This is a genomic window from Bacillus sp. EKM501B (genome assembly GCF_011800505.1).
Classification (GTDB): domain Bacteria; phylum Bacillota; class Bacilli; order Bacillales; family Bacillaceae_G; genus Bacillus_A; species Bacillus_A cereus.
Map to the genome: position 1 here is coordinate 107,496 of NZ_JAALFZ010000015.1, position 20,427 is coordinate 127,922.

Below are 20,427 nucleotides of genomic sequence, written 5' to 3' on the forward strand. Positions count from 1 at the left end.
GTTGGAATTATAGCTATTATTTTTTGTTTTTGTAGTAGTTGTAATCACAATATTCAAGTGATTTTGGATCAACATAACTTAAGTGGTGACTAGAGAATGTCATACGACCAACTACACCAGGTTTAACAATTTCGTTGTACTTAGCTTCTGTTAGTTTAGGAGCAGTTTCTTGTACTTCTTTAACCCACTTGTCATATTTCTCTTTAGTTTTTGCTTCAACTTCGAACTCCATGTGAGTGAATCCTTCACCAGAGAAGTTCGCGCTACGGCCTAGGTAAGAACCTGGCTTATCAGCTTGTAAATAAAGGTCCATAATCATGCCATCCATTGTGTACTTCATACCACCAAGTTCTGGTACCCAGAAAGCATTCATTGGGCCGACAGAAGTCAGTTTGAATTGAATTGGTACACCAGCTGGGATGTTTAAATAGTTAACGGTTTCAATTTTTTCCTCTGGGTAACTGAATAACCATTTCCAGTTTGCAGATGTAACATAAATCTCCACTGGTTTAATATGTTCGGACTCTTTCGGAACCTCTTCCGAAGCATAAGTTGCTTTTACTGTTGGAATCGATAATGCGATAACGATAATAACAGGAACAAGCGTCCAAATGATTTCTAATAATGTGTTACCGTGTTGTTCAGGTGGCTCATAGTCCATATTCTCTGGTTTTTCACGATAACGAATCAAGATGACTGTAAACAAGATGAATACAATTGCGATAATTAATGACATAAGCAAGAATGACCAAACAATTAAATCATACTGTGCTTTTGCAACAGGTCCTTGCGGATTTAATACTGCGAGTTTTTTATCACAGCCACCGAGGAACAGAAGTAATGATAACGGAAGAAGCGAAGCCAACTTCCAAAACGCTTTCTTTAGTTGCACGATTGAAAATCTCCTTTCTCCTTGGATTGAAACTATGCCAATAAAACAATATAAACCTATTAATTTATAGAAGGCAATAGTTTTTGATATATTGTTAAAAAATAGACACAAATGCACACTTTTTAAGGTGAATATCATTTGTAACTTGATTACATTGTAAACTATTTTCCAGAGAAAAACGTGATTGTGAAAATTTTAAGATAAATAAAGTTATACCAGGATATCCAAGAAATAGAAAAAAGCTATCTTATGATAAGAAAGATAGCTGAATATTTTGTATATTTAGTTTATTTCTTGTGTGACAGTTCGTGGCTGTTCAAGTGTGACAATTTTTTTATATTTAACTTGGTATAAAATGTAACAAATAATCATAAATGGAATGCCGCAATAAAGAGCAATTCTTTGATCTGGAATGAAAGCCAAACTAACAAATGTAATGAAATTGAGCGAGAACGCTACGATTGGAACGAGTGGATAGAGCGGTGTACGATATTTTAAATCATTTATGTCGCCACCATTTTTCACGAAATTTCTACGGAAGAAAAACTGTGAAGCGGCGATTGACATCCAAACGACAACGGCAGCCATTGCTGCAATAGATGTTAAAACTAGAAAGACAGTATCTGCCGCAAATACACTTGTTAGTAAGGACAGGCTAGCGAAAATTAGGCTGAAAATTAATGCATTTAGCGGTACACCTTTTTTAGTTAATTTCGTAAATGCTGGGCTTGCCATTCCTTGTTTTGCCATCGCCCACAGCATACGAGAATTTGCATATAGACCAGAGTTAGCAACGGATAATACAGCTGTAATAATAACAAAGTTCATAATATCTGCTGCATATGGGACACCGGCTACATCAAATACAAGTACAAAGGGACTTTCAACTAGATTAGCCTCTTGCCATGGGAGTAAACCTACAACAACTGATATCGCTAAGACGAAGAAGAAGAGAGTTCGCCAAATTGTATTTTTTATTGCTTTTGGAATTGTTTTTTCAGGATTTTCACTTTCTCCTGAAGCGATTCCAATTAATTCTGTTCCTTGGAAGGAGTAATTTACTGTAATCATCGTAAGAAGAACAGCTAATGCACCGTTTGGAAATAGCCCGCCATTTTCAGTGAAATTATGAAGCATTGGAGCTGGCTTTCCATTAAAGTCTAGTAGACCGAACATAACAGCGCCACCAAGCACGATGAAAATGACAATTGTCGCGACTTTTACACTTGCGAACCAAAACTCTGCTTCTGCATATGCTTTTGCTGATAAAGCGTTTACGAGGAAGAGTGCTGCTGCAAATGTAACGCACCAAATCCAGGAAGAAACGTCTGGAAACCAGCGTTTCATTAAAATACTTACAGTTGTTAACTCTACGCCAACTGTAACAGCCCAATTTAACCAATACATCCAACCGACAACAAATCCAAAACCAGGTGAAATGAATTTGCTTGCATAACTTTGGAATGAACCTGCTTCTGGCATAGCAACGGATAATTCACCAAGACATAACATCGTTAAATACATAACAAATCCACCGACTAAAAATGCAAGAATAGCACCACCAGGTCCGGCATTATGGACGATTTGACCAGATCCCATAAATAGCCCGGTTCCGATAACACCGCCGAGTGCAATCATAAATAGGTGTCTACTTTTCATTGTTCGTTTTAAATCTGTTTGTTCAATTTGTTGATTCATATGCCCCTCACCCCGTATTTTCTTGAATGTGTAAACTTCGTTTTATTCTGAGTTTTTAATCATTAGTGGGGGATGCAAAACACACTCGGTTTATTTGCTATGAAATGAATGGAGTATGTAAAAAACGAACTATGACTAAATACTCTAAGAATGTTTGTTAACATGGTGATATCTTCACTATGTTAACAATTTTGATTTTAGCAAAATATTCTGTAAATGTATATTTATTTTTCTTTTTATTAAAAATAATTAGAATTTTTATAATTAATTCTATGAGCGATAATTCACATGATCTTTCTAGCAAACTAGTAAGAAGAAGGGTACAATGATAAGAGGTGTATCTGTAAAATAATAATTAATGGAGTTTTGTTTATAATGAAAAAGTTAAAATATCTTTTTGTTTTTGGAATTATACTTGCTGCTGCATTTTTTATAGGAAAAGATAAAATCATGCAAAAGGCGCAAGTTCTACGCTTAGAGTTTCTATCTGAAATGAAAGAAGCAGCTATGATTGAAGATGTTCCGTTTATTAAACAATTACCAGAATTACCTCGAGGATGTGAAGTGACAAGTTTAGCTATGTTGCTGCAATATAAAGGTGTACAAGTAGATAAGATGCAACTTGCTAGCGAAATTCATCGTGTTCCATTTGAACAAAATGGTTTGCGTGGAAATCCTTACGAGGGATTTGTGGGAAATATTTATACAAAGGCAGAGCCTGGATATGGTGTATACAATAAACCAATCTTTGATTTAGCAGAAAAATATGTTCCTGAAAAAGTAATTAATTTAACAGGTAGAGACATGCAAGATATATATAAAGTAATTAGTTCTGGTTCTCCGGTATGGGTCATTATTAATACGACGTTTAAGCCGCTAGCTGAAAGTAGTTTTGAAACATGGAATACGAGTTCAGGCGAAGTGAAAATTACATATTATGAGCATAGTGCAGTAGTAATTGGATATGATCAAAACTTTGTATATGTAAATGATCCTCTTAAAAATAATCCGCGCTTGGCTGTTCCGCGAGCAGAATTTGAGAAAGCTTGGGAGCAAATGGGAAAACAAGCAATTACTATTTTATAATAATGAAAAAGTCATCTTTTGGATGGCTTTTTCTTTTTAGTTTATTATCACTGAAAATTCAGAAGATTCTTTTAAAAGTTAACAATTCACGTTATAATAACATTTAACTTGGTGAAGAAGGGGAGAAGAGAAATGGATGTTGCAAAGGAACTTGTTTTGTCAAAAAATCAGTTAGTTGAGTGGAGAAGGCATTTTCATAAGTATCCAGAGTTATCTTTTCAAGAAGAGAAAACATCGCAGTTTGTGTTCGATATACTTCGGAAATTCCCATATTTAGAAGTGTCACGGCCGACTAAATATAGTGTGATGGCAAAGTTAGTAGGTAAACATCCGGGCAAAACAGTTGCGATTCGAGCCGATATGGATGCTCTTCCTATTCATGAAGAAAATGAGTTTGATTTTATTTCTATATATAAAGGTGTAATGCATGCATGTGGTCATGATGGACATATAGCGATATTACTTGGGGTTGTACATAAGTTAGTAGAAGAAAGAGAGAAGATTAAAGGAGAGATTCGTTTTCTATTCCAACATGCTGAAGAGAATTTTCCTGGTGGTGCAGAGGAGATGGTTGCTGCAGGTGTAATGGAAGGTGTGGATTATATTATTGGTGCTCACCTTTGGGCGTCGTTAGAGGTTGGGAAAATAGGTGTTATTTATGGTCCTGCAATGGCTGCACCGGATGTTTTTAAAATTAAGATAGAGGGAAAAGGTGGACATGCTGGAATCCCTCATGAAACGGTGGATAGTATTGCAATCGGAACACAAGTCGTTTCGCAACTTCAGCAAATTGTATCTCGCCTCACGAATCCATTAGATTCTCTCGTAATATCTGTTACGCAATTTCATGCGGGGACAACTCATAATGTAATACCAGAGCAAGCCGAGATTGAAGGGACAGTGAGAAGTTTAAGACATGAATTACGAGGTGAAACAGAGAAGAAGATTGAGCGGATTGTGAAGCATATTACGGAATCTTACGGAGCGAAATATACATTTTCATATGAATATGGGTATCGACCAGTTGTAAATGACTATGAAGCTACAGAGCTTATTGAACAAACGGCATTACAACTTTATGGAAGGGATAGAGTTGTTCGTTTACAGCCGACGATGGCTGGAGAAGATTTTTCAGCGTTTTTACAAAAGGCACCGGGGACATTCTTTTTTATCGGAGCGGGAAATAAAGAGAAAGGTATTATATATCCTCACCATCACCCTCGTTTTACGATTGACGAAGATGCATTACCGATTGGAGTGGAAGTCTTTGTATCAGCCATTATGAACTTTATAAGTAAAGGAGAATGAGATGAAGAAAATACACATTCTAGCGCTTATCCCAGTTCTTTGTTTAGTAGTTGGGCCAATATTTGCGAATTCAGTTACTCCTTACGTATTAGGGATGCCATTTTTATTATTTTGGGTATTATTATCAGTGTTTATTACATCTTTTTGTATGGGGCTTGTGTACGTGTTTGATCCTGCTAATAAGGAGGATGTAAAATGACTGCATTACTTATCATTATTTTATTTTTGTTTCTCGCACTATTTTTAGGGATTCGGGCACAACATGGAAAAGATATGAATTTAGAGCAATGGTCAGTTGGGGGAAGAGGGTTTGGCACTATTTTTGTTTTTCTCCTTATGGCAGGTGAAATTTATACGACGTTTACATTTTTGGGAGGAAGTGGCTGGGCGTATAGCAAAGGAGCACCTACCTTTTATATTTTAGGTTATGGCGCTTTAGCTTATCTTTTATCGTATTTTTTATTGCCACCGATTTGGAAGTATGCGAAAGAGCATAACCTTGTTTCACAGTCGGATTTTTTTGCGAAGAAATATAGAAGTAAAGCGCTTGGGATTATTGTTTCAATTGTTGGTGTTGTTTCCATCATCCCATATCTTGTTTTACAGTTAAAAGGACTGGGAATTATCGTTTTAGAAGCTTCTTACGGAAGGGTGTCACCTGTTGTTGCGGTTTGGATTGGTGCTATTGTTATAACTATATATGTAATGGTTTCAGGTATACATGGTTCGGCTTGGACGGCTGCTTTGAAGGATATTATGATACTGTTTATCGTTATGTTTTTAGGTATATATTTACCGTATCATTATTATGGAGGATTTCAGCCGATGTCTGAGGCTGTAGAGGCAGCGAAACCGGGATTTTTATCTTTACCTGAAGAAGGAATGAGTATTTCTTGGTTTGTTTCTACTATTATATTAACGGCCCTCGGTTTTTATATGTGGCCTCATACATTTGCTTCTGCTTTTTCTGCAAAAAATGAAAAAGTATTTCGTAAAAATGCAGCAATTATGCCATTGTATTCTTTAGTTTTACTTTTCGTATTTTTTGCAGGATTTGCTGCTATATTGCAAGTTCCTGGGTTAAAGGGAGCGGATGTAGATCTTTCGTTATTCCGTCTTGCTTTACAAACTTTTGATCCTTGGTTTATTGGAATTATTGGTAGTGCGGGAGTATTAACGGCATTGGTTCCGGGTTCGATGCTTGTTATGGCGGCTTCTACACTGTTAGCGAAAAATATTTATCGAACGATAGTTCCATCTGCTTCAGATAGACAAGTTGCTAAGATGGCAAAATTATTTGTGCCTGTAGTAACGCTCGTGGCAGTTTTATTTACATTTAAAGGAGGAGAAACGATAGGAGCGCTTCTATTAATGGGATACAGTATTGTTACACAACTTTTCCCTGCACTTGTATGTAGCTTGTTTCCACGCCAAATTATTACGAAGCAAGGAGCGATTGCAGGAATAGGAGTTGGGCTGTTAGTGGTCGCATATATTACCTTATCTGGTTCAACTATAGCCACAATGTTTCCGAGTTTCCCGCAGTATATAAAAGATTTGAATGTAGGCATAGTCGCATTGTTAATTAATATGATTGTGATGTTTGTAGTTAGTGGATTTACAAAAAGTGTATCTATAAAGAAAAACAATATAATAGTAGAAAAGTAATTCGTTTATCCCGCATTAACGGGCAGTAAGACCCTCAACTCAAAATTCAGCGGAAGCAAAGAAGTTAGGTAGGGGCCCTGCTGCCTGTAAAAGTCCGATTGGTGAGGGCTGATTAAAGTTTTACTTTATTAGAGCTATCTTTGAAAAGAGATAGCTCTTTTTTGTATATATTTTCTTCAATTAGCGGAATCTAACTAAAAACTTGTTGAAAAGGAAGTTAGGTGGGGAAATTGTTAGAGCTTGAAGGTAACTTATTTGAAGTTATGAAAGAAATTAGGGATGAGTTAGGTTCACCTAATGATTTAACAATTAGAGAAGTTGTTCTTGCTGGGAGTTTTACACGTTGTGCGGTTGTGTTTTTATGTGGGTTAACAGACAAGGATAATGTTTATAAATATGTAGTTCGTACTCTTCAATATGAAGAAGTGCAAAATGAAGCGGCTGTCGTTCAGACGTTATTGGATCGTTTTATTTCTATTGCGGAAGTGGGTAAGAAGACAACGTTTCCGGATATTATAAATGCGATTTTAGCGGGAGATACAGTTATATTAATTGATAATATTCAAACTGCTATCGTTATTAATAGTAGGGCTTGGGAGAAGAGAAGTTTAGAGCCACCAGTGACAGAAGATTTAATACGCGGACCAAGAGTTGGATTAAATGAAGATATTAATGTGAATAAAATGTTAATCCGACGCAGTTTACGCGATCCAAAGTTGAGGTTCCAATCTTATATTATGGGGAAGCGATCGCAGAAAGAAGTAACCCTAGTATATATAGAAGATATTATTAATCCTCACATTGTAAAAGAGTTAGATCGCCGTCTTCAATCAATAGTGACAGATGTTATTTTGGAAACAGGTACGATTGAACAATTAATTCAGGATAATAATTTATCTCCATTTCCACAGTTTTTGAATACAGAGAGGCCAGATAATATTATAGCGTCATTAGCGAAGGGAAAAGCGGCCATTTTAGTAGACGGATCTCCGTTTGCACTTATTGCACCGCTTGTGTTTGTTGATATTTTTCAATCTGTAGAAGATCATTACGAGCGCTGGGTGATTGGAACGTTACTAAGATTTTTACGTATGGGTTCAGGTATAATCGCGGTTTTGTTACCAGCTATGTATGTAGCACTTGTATCTTATCATCAAGGACTTATTCCTTCTAAACTGGCTTATTCAATTGCAGGTGCGAGGGAAGGTGTTCCGTTTCCAGCATATATTGAAACGTTAATGATGGCCTTGACTATGGAATTAATACGAGAAGCTGGAATCCGATTGCCCAAACCAATGGGACAAACGATAGGGATTGTAGGAGGTCTTGTAATTGGAGAAGCTGCGGTAAATGCAGGGATTGTAAATCCGTTTTTAGTTATTATTATTGCAGTTACTGCGATTGCTACGTTCTCGCTTCCTGTATATAGTATTACGATTACGTTCCGGATTTTACTTTTCGTCTTTGTATTAGCTGCAACGGCTTTTGGGTTGTATGGGATCATTCTAGCTCTGATTGCACTTGCTGTTCATATTACAAATTTAACAAGTGTTGGTATACCGTATACAACTCCAATTGCTCCTGCATTTTATAAAGATTGGAAAGAAGAATTTATTCGCATACCAAAAGCGATGTTGAAAGATAGACCGGAGTACTTACAAACAAAAGATTCTACAATACGTCCAAAGGAGCGAAAATAAGTGAAACCATTTGAGTATGGCGATGAAGAGATTGGATCTCGGGAAATTGGGTTTGCGGTGTCATCGACCATTATTGGTATAGGGGCATTGTCTATGCCAAGAGATATCGCTAACCAAACTTTATTTTCGGACGGTTGGATTATCTTGCTTTTGGGTGGACTGATTTGCGCAGTTTTAGGCTGGTTTGTGACGAGAGTGGCTATCTTATTTCCAAAACAAAATTTTGTTCAATATACGAGTGCGCATTTGACGAAGCCTGTTGCATACACAATTAGTAGTATTTTAGTATTAACGTTTGCTGCTTTGACAGCGTATGAATCACGAATGATTTCAGTTATTTCTCAAACGTATTTATTTAGTGATACACCAATACAACTACTGTCTTTTTTCTTCTTATTAGTTGTTATTTATGGAATAGCAGGATCAAGAGCAGCCTTATTAAGGTTAAATGTTTTATTCTTGCCTATTGTTTTAATTGCGATAGTACTTCTTTCTTTATTGAATATAAATTTAATGGAAATAAATAATTTACTACCAGCTTTTCAAACGAAAGTAAGTCAATATGCTGTTGGAGTTAAAAATTCTATTTTTACGTTTATTGGATTTGAAGTAGCTTTATTTTATGCGGTGTTGCTGAATGATAAGACAGCGAAAAAAGCGCCAATGGCAGTCGCGAAAGCGGTGATGGTAAACGTGCTGTCATACATTTTAATTTATGTAACTTGTATTAGTGTTTTTACGTATATGACAACACGTGGATTGACATATCCAACAATTGAATTAGGGAAAGAAATTGAAATTGGTGGAGGATTTTTAGAAAGGTTTGATGCGATTTTTTTTACGACTTGGATTATTACTATTTATAACACTACAGCAATGTATTATGACGTCGCATCTTTATTGTTTTGTGCTATGTTTCCGAAAGTGAAGAAACAAATTTTTATTTTCATAAGTGCCCCTATTATTTTTATGGTGAATATGATACCTAGTAGTTTAAATACTTTATCAAGTTATGGGACTTATTTAGCTTGGATAGATATGGGGTTTGTTGTGTTAGCTCCTTTGCTCGTTTTAATTGTATATAAAATAAAAAGAAGGAATGGTGGAAATGAAACACCTTCTTAAAATTATAATGGTTATGGCTTTAACTGGATTTATGAGTGGGTGTTCTGAGTTAGAAGAGATAGAAGAAAGAGGATTTGTAGTAGGAGCGGCTTACGATATTGTGAAGGAGAAGAAAGCGAATCCAATTATGAAAGGGACCTATCAGATGGTACTCCCCAGTAAATTGTCTCAACAGGGTGGACAAGGGGGTGGGGATAGCGAAAATTATATTAATGTTAGTGCAAAAGCAGATAGTGTATTTGAACAAATAAGAATAATCGCCAAAAAAATTAGTCGTACATTATTTTTCCCTCATATACAGGTGATTATTTTCTCTGAAGAATTACTTTCACATCCATACATTTTACAAAATACGTTAGATGTATATATTCGCGATCATGAGATGAGAAGAAATATTCGTTTGTTCGTTTCTAATAAAAATGCCGAAGCTATTTTAAAACAAAGTGCCAAGCCTGAAAATTTACCGGCGCAGTATATTGATATGTTAGCTGAACACCCTCCGAAAAATGCCCAAATGATTGAGGCTGCAAGAATTGGTGAGGTGCAGGAAAAGATGATCTCTAACCGAAGTTTTGTATTACCTATTCTGGAACTAACAAAACAAGGAGTACAAATGAACGGTGCAGCATTGTTTCGTGGAAAGGATAATAAATGTGTAGGCAATTTGAGTGGGGAAGAAACAGTAGGGATGAATTATATAATAGGTAAAAAAATTGGAGGTTTTTTTACCATCCGTAAAAAGAATCAACTTATTACATATGAAATTCATAAGTTACGTCGAAAAATTAAAGTATCCACAACGAATGCTACAAAACCAAAGTTTGATATTCATTTATCTCTGGAAGGCACATTGGCTGAGTTGCATTTCAGTGATCATAAAAAGGTTTTGAATGAAAAGCGTTTAGAGAAGGATATATCGGAAGAAATGGAGAAGCGTATTCAAAAATCAATTAAACTTGTTCAAAAAAAATATAAGGTAGATGTACTAGAGTTAGGGGAAGTGTATAAGCGACATAATTATAAAGAGTGGAAAAAGGTAAGTAAGAATTGGGATCAAGGCGAAAATTACTTTAGTAATGCTGAAATTACTGTTCATGTTCATCCAACAATTGAACATTCAGGTTCAGCTTTACCGAAAAGAGTGAAATAAGGTGATGAAAGTTGTTTACTGGATTAGGAATTAGTTGCACGATATTAATGGCAGTTCTTCCAGGAACTATATATTTTATTCATAAAAAACTCACAACGTATGGAGCACAGCCGTGGAATACTGATGTGCAAAAAAAGAAACCTGAATAATTTCAGGTTTCTTTCGTGCAAAGCATATGTGAAGGGGGATACCTTCTATGTATGCTTTGCTTTATACAAGCCCTAACCAATGTACCAATTGTGTAGAGAGGAATGTAACAACAATGGCGATAACGGTAGGGATTGCAAACGATAAGAATGTCCATTTTGCACTTTTTGTTTCTTTGTATATATTAACAAGTGTTGTTCCGCACGGGAAATGAAGAAGTGAGAACAACATTGTGTTTAACGCTGTTAACCAAGTCCAACCATTTTCTAGGAATAGATTTTTAATTTGATTAAAATCATCTATTTCAGTTAAAGCCCCAGTTGATAAGTAAGACATTAATAAAATTGGGATTACAATTTCATTAGCGGGTAGTCCAAGAATGAATGCAGCTAGAATAAAGCCGTCAAGTCCTAACATTTTAGCAAATGGATCTAGAAAGTTTACAAAATACATAAGTAAGCTTGTGTCACCAATAAAAATGTTAGCAAGTAACCAAGTTAATGCAGCCGCAGGGGCGGCAACAACTATAGCTCGTTTTAAAACATAGATTGACTTATCGAGTGTTGCGCGAACAATTGTATTCCAAACTTTTGGCTTGCGGTACGGAGGTAACTCAAGTGTGTAGTGAGTTGGAACCCCTTTTAAGGCTGTTTTTGATAGTACCCAAGAAACAGTTAATGTCATAATAACACCAATTACAACCATTCCGACTACAACGCCAGCAGTAACCAATGTTTGCATACTGCCTGTATAACCAGCAGCCATAAATAGTGAAGCCATTAAAATTAACATAGGCCAGCGACCGTTACAAGGAACGAAGTTGTTCGTTAAAATTGCTAGCATGCGTTCACGTGGTGATTCAATGATACGTGTTGACATAATGGCTGCTGCATTACAACCAAATCCCATTGCCATTGTTAAAGATTGTTTCCCGTGTGCGCCGGATCGTTTGAATAAGCGGTCCATATTAAACGCGACACGTGGTAAGTATCCGTAGTTTTCTAATAGCGCGAACATAGGGAAAAAGATTGCCATAGGTGGTAACATAACGCTAATAACAGCACCGATACCACGGAACAAACCAAGTATTAAAATGCCATGTAACCATTCAGGTGCATGCCCTGCTTGGAACCAAGATGTTAAATATCCTTCGGCCCATCCGAAGAATTCGGCAATCATATCAGATGGTACGTTAGCGCCTGCAATTGTAAGATAAAAAATAATAGATAAAATACCGAGCATAATTGGGAATCCCCAGATTGGAGATGTGAAAATTTTATCTAGTTTTTCGGAACGATATAATTTATCAGTGTTTGTATATTGGACAGATTCTTTACATATGCTTGCAGATGTTCGGTAAATATCTCCGACTATATCATCTCGTATATCTTCTTTTGAAAGTGTTTGTGCATGTTGAATAATATAGTCTAATGGAAGAGCTTTACTGGCTGAGTGAGATTCCATTAATTACGACCTCCCTTACAAGTGGTTCATTATGGTGTTTTTGAAGTGTAGTTAAGAAATTTTTATCTCCATCTAATATACGTAACGCAATCCAACGTGCTGGATACGTATCACCGAACACTTTATAAATTTGTGGTTCTAATTCCTGAATCATATTTTCAATTTTTTCGCTGTAAGTAATTTTAATTGGTGTTGGAATTAGTTTTTTATTTGCTACTCTTGCAATAACATTTAGCAAATGACCAATACCTACTCGGTTACGTGCTGAAATTTTAACGACAGGTACACCAAGTGATTTTGCTAATTTCTTTTCATCGATAACAATCCCTTTTTTCTCGGCTTCATCAATTAAGTTAATGCAAATGACTACATTATTTGTCATCTCCATCACCTGGAGTGCTAAATTTAAATTTCTTTCCATAGCAGTTGCGTCTATAACAACTACAGTTACTTCTGGTTTTTCAAATATAATATAATCCCTCGCTACTTCTTCGTCTGCGGAATTTGAGTATAGTGAGTAAGTTCCCGGTAAATCTATTAATGTATAATTACTTCCGTTATGTTCATATTCTCCTTCAGCTTTTAAAACAGTTTTTCCCGTCCAGTTTCCAGTATGTTGTTTTAAGCCTGTTAAAGTATTAAATAATGTACTTTTCCCTGTATTCGGGTTACCAGCTAAAGCGATACGATGTTTGCTCATCTGAAATCATCTCCTATTAATACCCCGAAAATAAGGGAGCTTTCTTCTTTACGCAGTGCAATAGTTGTGTTGCTCACTTGATAAGCGACCGGATCTCCAAGTGGACTGCGTTGCAATACTTTAATCGTCGCCCCCGGGATAAATCCCAAATCTAATAAGCGTCGTTTCATAGTTCCTTCTAATTGTATCTTCTCAATTTGTACAAACTCTCCTATTTTAAATTCGGAAAGTGGTTTTATATTAGCCGATACCATAAAAGTTACCTCATCTCTATATTTTTAGTTTGAGTTTAAAAAGTTTCCTAAGGTAAACTTTTTGTTAGTAATATAGTAGACTACATTGGATTATGTTGTCAATTAGTACTTTAAAAATATTCATTTATTTTTAGAATTGTTCCAATTTATTTAGTTGTACTAAAAAATATTACTGAAATTATTTTTAATGTGCATAAATTAGGTGTGTAAAAATTACAAAATACAGCGGAATTGTAAATGTAACTTTAACGAAAAGGGAAAAAGAGAGAAAAACATTTACATTGAATTTACATTGTTAAGAATATATTTACATTGCAGCGTAGTTAGTGTGGTTTTTGTTGGGTTATTTAACTATAAATGTTGGGATTTCTAGCTTTTAAGGATTATTATCGTCATTTACTTAAAATTAAAAATTGCTTAACACTCACATAATATTGTTGTCCTACAATGAATTTGTGTTCGAAAGAAAATGAATTCGAAAAGTGATAATCCAAATGGGGGTACAAGACATGGTTATGAAAAAAGGTATTAAATTTTCTTTAGCAGCTTTAGTGGTAGCAGGAGCATTAGTTGGTTGTGGGAAAGCAGAAGATACAACTAGTAAAGAAACTGCTAAAGGAAGCGATAATACAAAACAAGAATTATCAGGTACGATTGCAGCGGCTGGTTCTACAGCTCTTCTACCTCTTGCGGAGGAAGCTGGAAAGAAATTCATGGAGAAAAATTCAAAAGTTTCTATTCAAGTTCAAGGTGGCGGTAGTGGAACTGGGATTAACCAAGTAGCATCTGGTGCAGTACAAATTGGTAATTCAGATGTTCCGTCCGGAGATAAAATAAAAGATGCTGAAAAGGCGAAAGAATTAGTAGATAACAAGGTAGCGGGTATTGCATTCGCTCTTGTCGTAAATAAAGATGTAAAAGTTGATAACTTAACAATGCAACAAGTACAAGATATCTTCACTGGAAAAGTAACAAACTGGAAAGAAGTAGGCGGAAAAGATGAAAAAATCAATGTAATTAACCGTCCGGCTTCATCTGGTACACGTGCTACATTTGAAAAAACGATTATGAAAGACGCGAAAATTAATGATGGAACTGGTACAACACAAGATTCTAACGGTGCAGTAGAGCAAGCGATTAACTCTACTCCTGGTTCGGTGAGTTATTTAGCAATGTCTTACATGGTCGGCGAGAAAAAAGGCGCACTACAAACAGTGAAAATTGATGGTGCTGAACCGAAAGTTGAAAACATTGCGTCTGGTAAATATCCATTCTGGTCTTACGAATATATGGTAACAAAAGGTGAAGCGAAGGAAGCAACAAAAGCTTACATCGATTATGTAAAAGGTAAAGATTTTGAAAAGCAAGTAGAAGATATGGGCTACATTCCAATGTCTAAATTAAATAAGTAATAAAATTTTATGGGGCTGGCTGCAAGGCCAGTCCTGTTCATTTCAATCTGTGAAGTGGGGTCTGTCCTGTGATGAAGGGGAAAAAACAAATTAATTACGTAAAAAGTGAATATATAGGAAGATCACTTGTTACGTTTTGTGGTATTTTTATTGTTTTAATTACATTAGCTATTATTGCGTTTATTTGTGGGAAAGGTATTCAATCTTTTACACAAAGTGGTATCTCATTTACTGAGATGTTAACATCGACAAAATGGAATCCAAATGCTGATCAAGGATCCTTCGGGGCTTTAATTTTCATTGTAGGTTCAACGGTGGTTTCGTTAGGTGCGGTTATTATTAGTGCACCAATTGCTATAGCTCTTGCTATATTCATGAATTTAATTTCGCCAAAGTTTGGAAATAAAGTATTGAAGCCTGTTCTAGAATTGTTAGTTGGTATTCCTTCGGTTGTATACGGATTATTAGGTGTTACGATTTTAGTACCACTATTACGTGATTCGTTTGGGGGAGTAGGCTTTAGTTTAATTGCAGGTATTGTTGTATTAAGTATTATGATTTTACCTACTATTGCTAGTATCGCTTCTGATGCAATACGTTCTGTTCCATTTGATTATTTAGAAGCTTCTTATGGTCTAGGATCAACGAAATGGCAAGCGATTAGCCGAGTAATTGTTCCTGCTGCGAAGAAAGGGATTTTAACAGGTGTTGTTTTAGGTTTAGCGCGTGCTTTTGGTGAAGCGCTAGCGGTTCAAATGGTAATCGGGAATACGATTAAATTACCAGAAGGAATATATAGTCCGACAGCGACGTTAACTGGTATTTTAACAATGGACATGACGAATACATTGAACGGAACTGCTTGGAACAATGCGCTATGGACTTTAGCGATGATTTTACTTGTTATTTCATTCCTGTTTATTTTAGTAATTCGAGCGATTGGGCAAAGAGGTGAGCGATAATAATGAATGCAAGAACGGTAAATAAAGTTTGGACAGGTATCTTTTATGCGGTTGCAACTTTAGTTGTAGCTTTGCTAGTGTTCTTAGTATTTGAAATTTTACAAAAGGGATGGGGGTTTTGGGATCCTAATTTCTTGTTTGGAGAACCAAGCAATACAAGAGCTGGTGGTGGGATTGGTCCGCAGTTATTCAATTCCTTCTACATGCTTGTTATAACGCTTATTATATCTATTCCTCTTGGATTAGGTGCTGGAATATATTTAGCAGAGTACGCAAAACAAGGACGTTTTTTAAATTTTGTTCGTCTATGTATCGAGACAATGGCATCTTTACCTTCTATTGTTGTTGGTTTATTTGGTTTGTTAGTGTTCGTTACAATGACAGGTTGGGGATACACAGTAATGGGTGGTGCTCTTGCTTTAACTATTTTAAATTTACCAGGTTTAACGCGTGTTTGTGAAAATGCGATTTCAGAAGTTCCTCATAATGTAAAAGAGGCAAGTCTTGGATTAGGTGCAACGAAGTGGCAAACAATCGCTCGTATTATTATCCCATCGTCATTACCACAAATTATTACAGGGATTATTTTAGCGGCGGGTCGTATATTTGGGGAAGCGGCAGCATTAATTTACACAGCGGGTTTAACATCCCCGATTTTAAATTCAGCAGCGGATTTATCAAGTCCTGCGCATCCTTTAAATCCGTTTAGACCAGCTGAAACATTAGCGGTTCACATTTGGAAATTAAATTCTGAAGGAGTTATTCCAGATGCGAAGTTGATTGCGACAAAATCTGCAGCTGTATTAATTATTATGGTATTACTATTCAATGTTATTTCACGCTTGATAGCATCTATATTACACAAGCGCTTTACAGGAACGAAAAGAAAAAGTAAAACAACGAAAAAGGTAAAAGCGGCATAAATTATAAAGAAGAACTCTCTATTTATAGGTAGGGGGTTCTTTTGTATTTTAATATAGAAGGAATGGATGTAATGATTGTTGAATTTGTGATTAATTATAAAGAAGAACAGATGTAATTTGGATTGTGGATTCTAGTAAACCTATAGAGCAATATGTGGAAAAAATGATGGATTTTATGAATAAATAGAGAGAAGGCGTTATCTTCATTTGTGAAGGTAACGCCTTTTGTTTTTAAATATCAGGTGTTTCTGTAGAAGTGCTTATTTTCCTACGGGAGCGTCTTTTTCTCCCGATTTTATCTAATAGTTCATACATAACTGGAACGACTACTAATGTAAGAGCAGTTGAGACTGCCAAACCGCCGATGACGACGACGGCTAAACTTTTTGATACCATACTTCCTGCTTGGGATTGGCCAAATAGGAGTGGGAGCATAGCAACGATTGTTGTAATAGCTGTCATAATAATTGGGCGTAGTCTAGTAGAACCTGCTTCAAGTAAGGCTTCTCTAGTTTCCATTCCGTGTTCCCGATTTTGTTGGACTCTTTCTATTAATACAATAGCGTTTGTAACAACAATCCCGATTAACATTAATGCGCCGATCAAGGAATTTACATCAACAGGTGTTCGTGAAATGATTAATCCTAAAATACCACCGACAGCAGCTAACGGTAAGGAGAATAGGATTGCAAAAGGAGCACGTGCTTGCCCGAAGGTGATAACCATAATTAAATATACAATCCCGATTGCAATCCCCATAATTTTGAATAAATCTGTAAAATTCTCTTGCATAGATTCAGTAGCTCCTGCGATATTTACTTTTGCACCACTAGATAAATCTAAGTCAGTCATCGCTTTATTTACTGCTGTGTTTACTTTACTCAAATCTTCATTTGAAGCTTCGGCTGTAATTTGGATTGTTTCTTTTCCGTCTTTATGGAAAATTTCTGTTTGCGTTTGTTTTTCTGAAATAGTTGCGATGTCTTTTAAAGGTATTGGTCCATTAATAGGTGATAGTATGTTTGTATTTAAAATATCTTCTTGTTTATTAATGTTTTCTTTTTTGTGTTCTATCATAATAGTAGCTTTTTCATTATTAATTGTAATTTCGCCAATAGGTGATTTCTTCATAAGGAATGCTAATTGTTGCGCAGCTATTTCTGGTGTTAAACCTAGTTGTTCAGCCTTTGTTTGATCAATATGAATTTGCCATTCTTTTTTAGAGTCTTCTAAATTTGTTTTTACTTTAGAAAGATCATCCATGCTTTTTAGTTTTGTTTCAACGATAGTAGCCGCCTCTTTTAAATCCGCTTCGTTAGTAGCTGTTACGTTAAATTGTAAGTTATTGCCGCCGCCAGAGCTTGAATAACTTGTTTTTATATAATCAAGTTCAGCAGGCTCAAAAGTTTTATTTTCCTTTTTTAACTCTTTAATATATTGATCAATATCAGAACCTTTTTTAAAGACTACGAATATACTAGCGAGGTTATTTTTAGTTGTTTGCCCCCATTGTGCATCTTCTGCGCTAGATCCCATTCGTAAAATAACGTCTGTTATATCTGAATTAGAAAGTAATTTCTTTTCAAAATCAAATGCTTTTTGTTTTTGAGATTCAGCATTATAATCGGCTGGAAATGTCATGTTAATAGATAACATTGTGTCGTCTTCAGATTTTATATTTGCTTTCGGTAGTAATATATAAGCTGCAATTGATCCTACAAATAATAAAAATGCAGTAAGTAGAATAATGAATTTATGAGAAAGAGCCCACTTTAATGTAGCGACATATCGTGATGAAGAACTTGGCTTTCGATGCTTTGTTTTTTTGAGTAGTAAAAAAGCCATAAGTGGAACAACTGTTAGTGCAACGATTAAGGATGATAGTATAGAATATACAACTGCTAATACCATAGGTAACATTAATTTTCCGATTGCTCCCGATACGAGGCCGATAGGTAAAAAAACAGCGACCGTTGTTAAAGTAGAAGAAGTAATTGCGACTGCGACTTCTTTCGTTGCATCGAGAATGATATCTTTAGAGAAAGAATCTTTTTGTAAACGGCGGAAAATATTCTCGATGACAACGATACTATCATCGACGAGACGTCCAACCGCAACAGCTAAACCACCGAGGGTTAAAATGTTAAGCGTAATGTTAGATTGATGTAGTAAAAAGAGTGTTAATAAAATAGATAATGGAATACTGACAACAGCGATGAGTGTTGTTCGGAAGTTACGTAAAAAGATTAAGATAATTAGAGTTGCAGCGATTGCTCCAAGTATTACTTCTTTTCCCATGCTAGTAACAGCATTTTCAACTTGTTCATGGGTTGAAGCCAAAAGTTTAATAGAAAATTGATCTTTATATTCCTTATCTATCTCTTTAACTTTTTTATCAATCTCTTTTCCAATGGCAACTGCATTTTTACTCGGTTCTTTCATGATGATTAATCCTGTGCCTTCTTCTCCGTTTATATGTGAGATTGTATCGTAGTGTTGTTTAATTTCAATTTGAGCAATGTCTTGCAATTTCACTTGGGGTGCCACAGTGATGTTTTTAATGTCATTTACATTTTTTATGTCCCCAATGACGCGGAGGTTGTATTCTTCCTGATTAACAGTAATTGCCCCAGCTGGAGTAGAAGTTTCTTTTCCTTGTAAAACAGTTAGTACCTGCTGTGATGTTACGTTTTTGTTTTTTAATTGGTTCGGATCAAGTACGATAGATAATTCAGAGGTGGATTTTCCGAAAAACATAACGTTGGCAACACCATCAATGTTTTCGAGTTGTGGTACGATTTCTTTTTCAATTTGTTTTTCATCTGCTTTTGAAAAACCGTTTTGTTTCTGGATAGTAATTTGAGCGAGTGGAATCATAGAAGTGTTTAATTGACTAACTACGGGCTTGGTTACATCTTTAGGTAATTTAATTGTATTGACGGCTTTTTCGACTTCGCGTGCTACATCTTTCATGTTTGCTTTTGATGTATACGCAATGTCGATACGTGATAATCCCTCGTATGTAGAAGAAGTAATGGTGTCGACGTGTTCTAAATTGCGAAATTGTTTTTCGAGAGGATCAGTTACATCCTTTGTCATCGTTTCAGCGTCGAGTCCTTGAGATAAGGTTGTGACGGTAATTGCCGGATTGTCGATACTTGGTAAAAATTCCATAGGTAATTTAGAGCCGGAATAAACACCGAGTATGGAAATGAGAAAGATCATGATGATAATGGCAGCTCGGTTTTTTAATGAAAACTTTGTTAACCTATCCATAAAATAATTCCTCCATTGGTTTATTTATAGTTGAGTGCGTCCTTTCTTACTATATAACAAAAAATGGATATTTTTCATTAATTAAATGTAAAAAAATTCTAACAATATCCTTAAGTTTATATTAGGATTGGAATGTTGTTAATTTGTAGGGGGGAATTTTCGAATGAGAAGGAAGGGGATAATGCGCGCGAGTGGCTGTTTAATGTAGATGGGATTTTTTCTTACGGCTAATTTGTATAGTTATTTTATAGAAGGATAATTATTATAAACCTTAATATAGAAGAGAATGAAAATTTGGGAAGGTATTGTGAAATTCAATTTGGTTGAATGAAGTGTAGTAGTATACAATCAGAATAACTATTTTTAGTAGAGAGGATAATAGTTATTTCTATAGAAGAAAGTAGGGTAGATAATTTTTTTATATTTTTATAAAAAAACACTTGTTATTTAAAAAGTGTGATGGTATATTAATAAACGTCGCTGATGCGGAAACGCAGAAAACGACAAAAAAGAAATTTTAAAACTTAGTTGACATCGAAAAATGAAGATGTTAATATGATGAAGTCGCTTCTGAAGCGGCGGACAAGTTCTTTGAAAACTGAACGAAACAAACAACGTGAAACGTCAATTTTTATTTTAGATGCTAGACAAACTAACTTTAT

The 20,427-nt window shown here is 35.5% G+C and carries 17 protein-coding genes; 11 read left to right on the forward strand and 6 right to left on the reverse strand.

The features are described from left to right. Positions 1–16 precede the first annotated feature (16 nt). The gene (locus tag HFD78_RS22565; RefSeq protein WP_001176162.1) at positions 17–892 is read right to left on the reverse strand and encodes a cytochrome aa3 quinol oxidase subunit II; all 876 of its coding nucleotides are present in this window, start codon (positions 890–892) and stop codon (positions 17–19) included. Positions 893–1,174: 282 nt separating this feature from the next. Further along, complete coding sequence (locus HFD78_RS22570) at positions 1,175–2,590, reverse strand: amino acid permease (protein WP_001075749.1); 1,416 nt, start codon at positions 2,588–2,590, stop codon at positions 1,175–1,177. 375 nt (positions 2,591–2,965) lie between these two features. On the opposite strand from HFD78_RS22570, the gene HFD78_RS22575 reads away from it, so the two are divergent. The 8 genes from HFD78_RS22575 (at position 2,966) to HFD78_RS22610 (ending at position 10,776) form a co-directional block, all read left to right on the forward strand. Then, positions 2,966–3,676 carry a C39 family peptidase gene (locus HFD78_RS22575; protein WP_000734488.1) on the forward strand — a complete coding sequence of 237 codons (711 nt, stop codon included), beginning with the start codon at positions 2,966–2,968 and terminating at the stop codon, positions 3,674–3,676. 132 nt (positions 3,677–3,808) lie between these two features. Further along, the gene (locus HFD78_RS22580) at positions 3,809–4,984 is read left to right on the forward strand and encodes an amidohydrolase (RefSeq protein WP_000382127.1); all 1,176 of its coding nucleotides are present in this window, start codon (positions 3,809–3,811) and stop codon (positions 4,982–4,984) included. 1 nt (position 4,985) lies between these two features. Further along, the gene (locus HFD78_RS22585; RefSeq protein WP_000719833.1) at positions 4,986–5,183 is read left to right on the forward strand and encodes a DUF3311 domain-containing protein; all 198 of its coding nucleotides are present in this window, start codon (positions 4,986–4,988) and stop codon (positions 5,181–5,183) included. Continuing rightward, positions 5,180–6,652 (forward strand): sodium:solute symporter family protein, encoded by a 1,473-nt coding sequence (locus tag HFD78_RS22590; protein WP_000125928.1) that lies wholly within the window; start codon positions 5,180–5,182, stop codon positions 6,650–6,652. Before HFD78_RS22585 ends, HFD78_RS22590 begins: the two co-directional genes overlap by 4 nt. A 221-nt stretch (positions 6,653–6,873) precedes the next feature. Then, positions 6,874–8,352, forward strand: a complete 1,479-nt coding sequence (gerLA, locus tag HFD78_RS22595; RefSeq protein ID WP_002196203.1) for a spore germination protein GerLA — start codon at positions 6,874–6,876, stop codon at positions 8,350–8,352. Next, positions 8,353–9,477: a spore germination protein GerLB gene (gerLB, locus tag HFD78_RS22600; protein WP_000802008.1), complete on the forward strand. Its 1,125-nt coding sequence runs from the start codon at positions 8,353–8,355 to the stop codon at positions 9,475–9,477. Then, positions 9,461–10,627 (forward strand): spore germination protein GerLC, encoded by a 1,167-nt coding sequence (gene gerLC / locus HFD78_RS22605; RefSeq protein WP_000681631.1) that lies wholly within the window; start codon positions 9,461–9,463, stop codon positions 10,625–10,627. The genes gerLB and gerLC overlap by 17 nt, the downstream gene beginning before the upstream one ends. An 11-nt stretch (positions 10,628–10,638) precedes the next feature. Beyond that, a complete protein-coding gene (locus HFD78_RS22610; protein ID WP_000493997.1) occupies positions 10,639–10,776 on the forward strand; it encodes a hypothetical protein in 138 nt (45 codons plus the stop codon). Positions 10,777–10,837: 61 nt separating this feature from the next. On the opposite strand, the gene HFD78_RS22615 is transcribed toward HFD78_RS22610, so the two are convergent. From HFD78_RS22615 to HFD78_RS22625, 3 genes are read right to left on the reverse strand one after another with little or no spacing between them, the layout of a single operon-like run. Then, positions 10,838–12,238 (reverse strand): nucleoside recognition domain-containing protein, encoded by a 1,401-nt coding sequence (locus tag HFD78_RS22615; protein WP_000443606.1) that lies wholly within the window; start codon positions 12,236–12,238, stop codon positions 10,838–10,840. After that, positions 12,216–12,938 carry a FeoB small GTPase domain-containing protein gene (locus tag HFD78_RS22620; RefSeq protein ID WP_000033868.1) on the reverse strand — a complete coding sequence of 241 codons (723 nt, stop codon included), beginning with the start codon at positions 12,936–12,938 and terminating at the stop codon, positions 12,216–12,218. Before HFD78_RS22620 ends, HFD78_RS22615 begins: the two co-directional genes overlap by 23 nt. After that, entirely contained in the window at positions 12,935–13,192 is a 258-nt protein-coding gene (locus tag HFD78_RS22625) for a FeoA family protein (protein WP_000252982.1), read from the reverse strand. Before HFD78_RS22625 ends, HFD78_RS22620 begins: the two co-directional genes overlap by 4 nt. A 509-nt stretch (positions 13,193–13,701) precedes the next feature. On the opposite strand from HFD78_RS22625, the gene HFD78_RS22630 reads away from it, so the two are divergent. The 3 genes from HFD78_RS22630 to pstA all read left to right on the forward strand — a co-directional run bounded on the left by HFD78_RS22630 (position 13,702) and on the right by pstA (position 16,489). Further along, complete coding sequence (locus HFD78_RS22630) at positions 13,702–14,604, forward strand: phosphate ABC transporter substrate-binding protein PstS family protein (protein ID WP_000245109.1); 903 nt, start codon at positions 13,702–13,704, stop codon at positions 14,602–14,604. Between the two features lie 71 nt (positions 14,605–14,675). Beyond that, positions 14,676–15,566 (forward strand): phosphate ABC transporter permease subunit PstC, encoded by an 891-nt coding sequence (pstC, locus tag HFD78_RS22635; protein ID WP_000676676.1) that lies wholly within the window; start codon positions 14,676–14,678, stop codon positions 15,564–15,566. Positions 15,567–15,568: 2 nt separating this feature from the next. Continuing rightward, on the forward strand, positions 15,569–16,489 hold the full coding sequence (pstA, locus tag HFD78_RS22640) for a phosphate ABC transporter permease PstA (protein ID WP_000994152.1): 921 nt from the start codon (positions 15,569–15,571) through the stop codon (positions 16,487–16,489). 231 nt (positions 16,490–16,720) lie between these two features. Here pstA and HFD78_RS22645 read toward each other — a convergent pair whose 3' ends face one another. Continuing rightward, the gene (locus HFD78_RS22645; protein ID WP_000375545.1) at positions 16,721–19,765 is read right to left on the reverse strand and encodes an efflux RND transporter permease subunit; all 3,045 of its coding nucleotides are present in this window, start codon (positions 19,763–19,765) and stop codon (positions 16,721–16,723) included. Positions 19,766–20,427: the final 662 nt, after the last annotated feature.

What these genes read in the sequence shown, in the direction of transcription:
- HFD78_RS22570 (WP_001075749.1), bottom strand. Translation starts at nt 2,590, where the DNA reads ATGAATCAACAAATTGAACAAACAGATTTAAAACGAACAATGAAAAGT.
- HFD78_RS22575 (WP_000734488.1), top strand. Translation starts at nt 2,966, where the DNA reads ATGAAAAAGTTAAAATATCTTTTTGTTTTTGGAATTATACTTGCTGCT.
- HFD78_RS22580 (WP_000382127.1), top strand. Translation starts at nt 3,809, where the DNA reads ATGGATGTTGCAAAGGAACTTGTTTTGTCAAAAAATCAGTTAGTTGAG.
- HFD78_RS22585 (WP_000719833.1), top strand. Translation starts at nt 4,986, where the DNA reads ATGAAGAAAATACACATTCTAGCGCTTATCCCAGTTCTTTGTTTAGTA.
- HFD78_RS22590 (WP_000125928.1), top strand. Translation starts at nt 5,180, where the DNA reads ATGACTGCATTACTTATCATTATTTTATTTTTGTTTCTCGCACTATTT.
- gerLC (WP_000681631.1), top strand. Translation starts at nt 9,461, where the DNA reads ATGAAACACCTTCTTAAAATTATAATGGTTATGGCTTTAACTGGATTT.
- HFD78_RS22615 (WP_000443606.1), bottom strand. Translation starts at nt 12,238, where the DNA reads ATGGAATCTCACTCAGCCAGTAAAGCTCTTCCATTAGACTATATTATT.
- HFD78_RS22620 (WP_000033868.1), bottom strand. Translation starts at nt 12,938, where the DNA reads ATGAGCAAACATCGTATCGCTTTAGCTGGTAACCCGAATACAGGGAAA.
- HFD78_RS22625 (WP_000252982.1), bottom strand. Translation starts at nt 13,192, where the DNA reads ATGGTATCGGCTAATATAAAACCACTTTCCGAATTTAAAATAGGAGAG.
- HFD78_RS22630 (WP_000245109.1), top strand. Translation starts at nt 13,702, where the DNA reads ATGGTTATGAAAAAAGGTATTAAATTTTCTTTAGCAGCTTTAGTGGTA.
- pstC (WP_000676676.1), top strand. Translation starts at nt 14,676, where the DNA reads ATGAAGGGGAAAAAACAAATTAATTACGTAAAAAGTGAATATATAGGA.
- pstA (WP_000994152.1), top strand. Translation starts at nt 15,569, where the DNA reads ATGAATGCAAGAACGGTAAATAAAGTTTGGACAGGTATCTTTTATGCG.
- HFD78_RS22645 (WP_000375545.1), bottom strand. Translation starts at nt 19,765, where the DNA reads ATGGATAGGTTAACAAAGTTTTCATTAAAAAACCGAGCTGCCATTATC.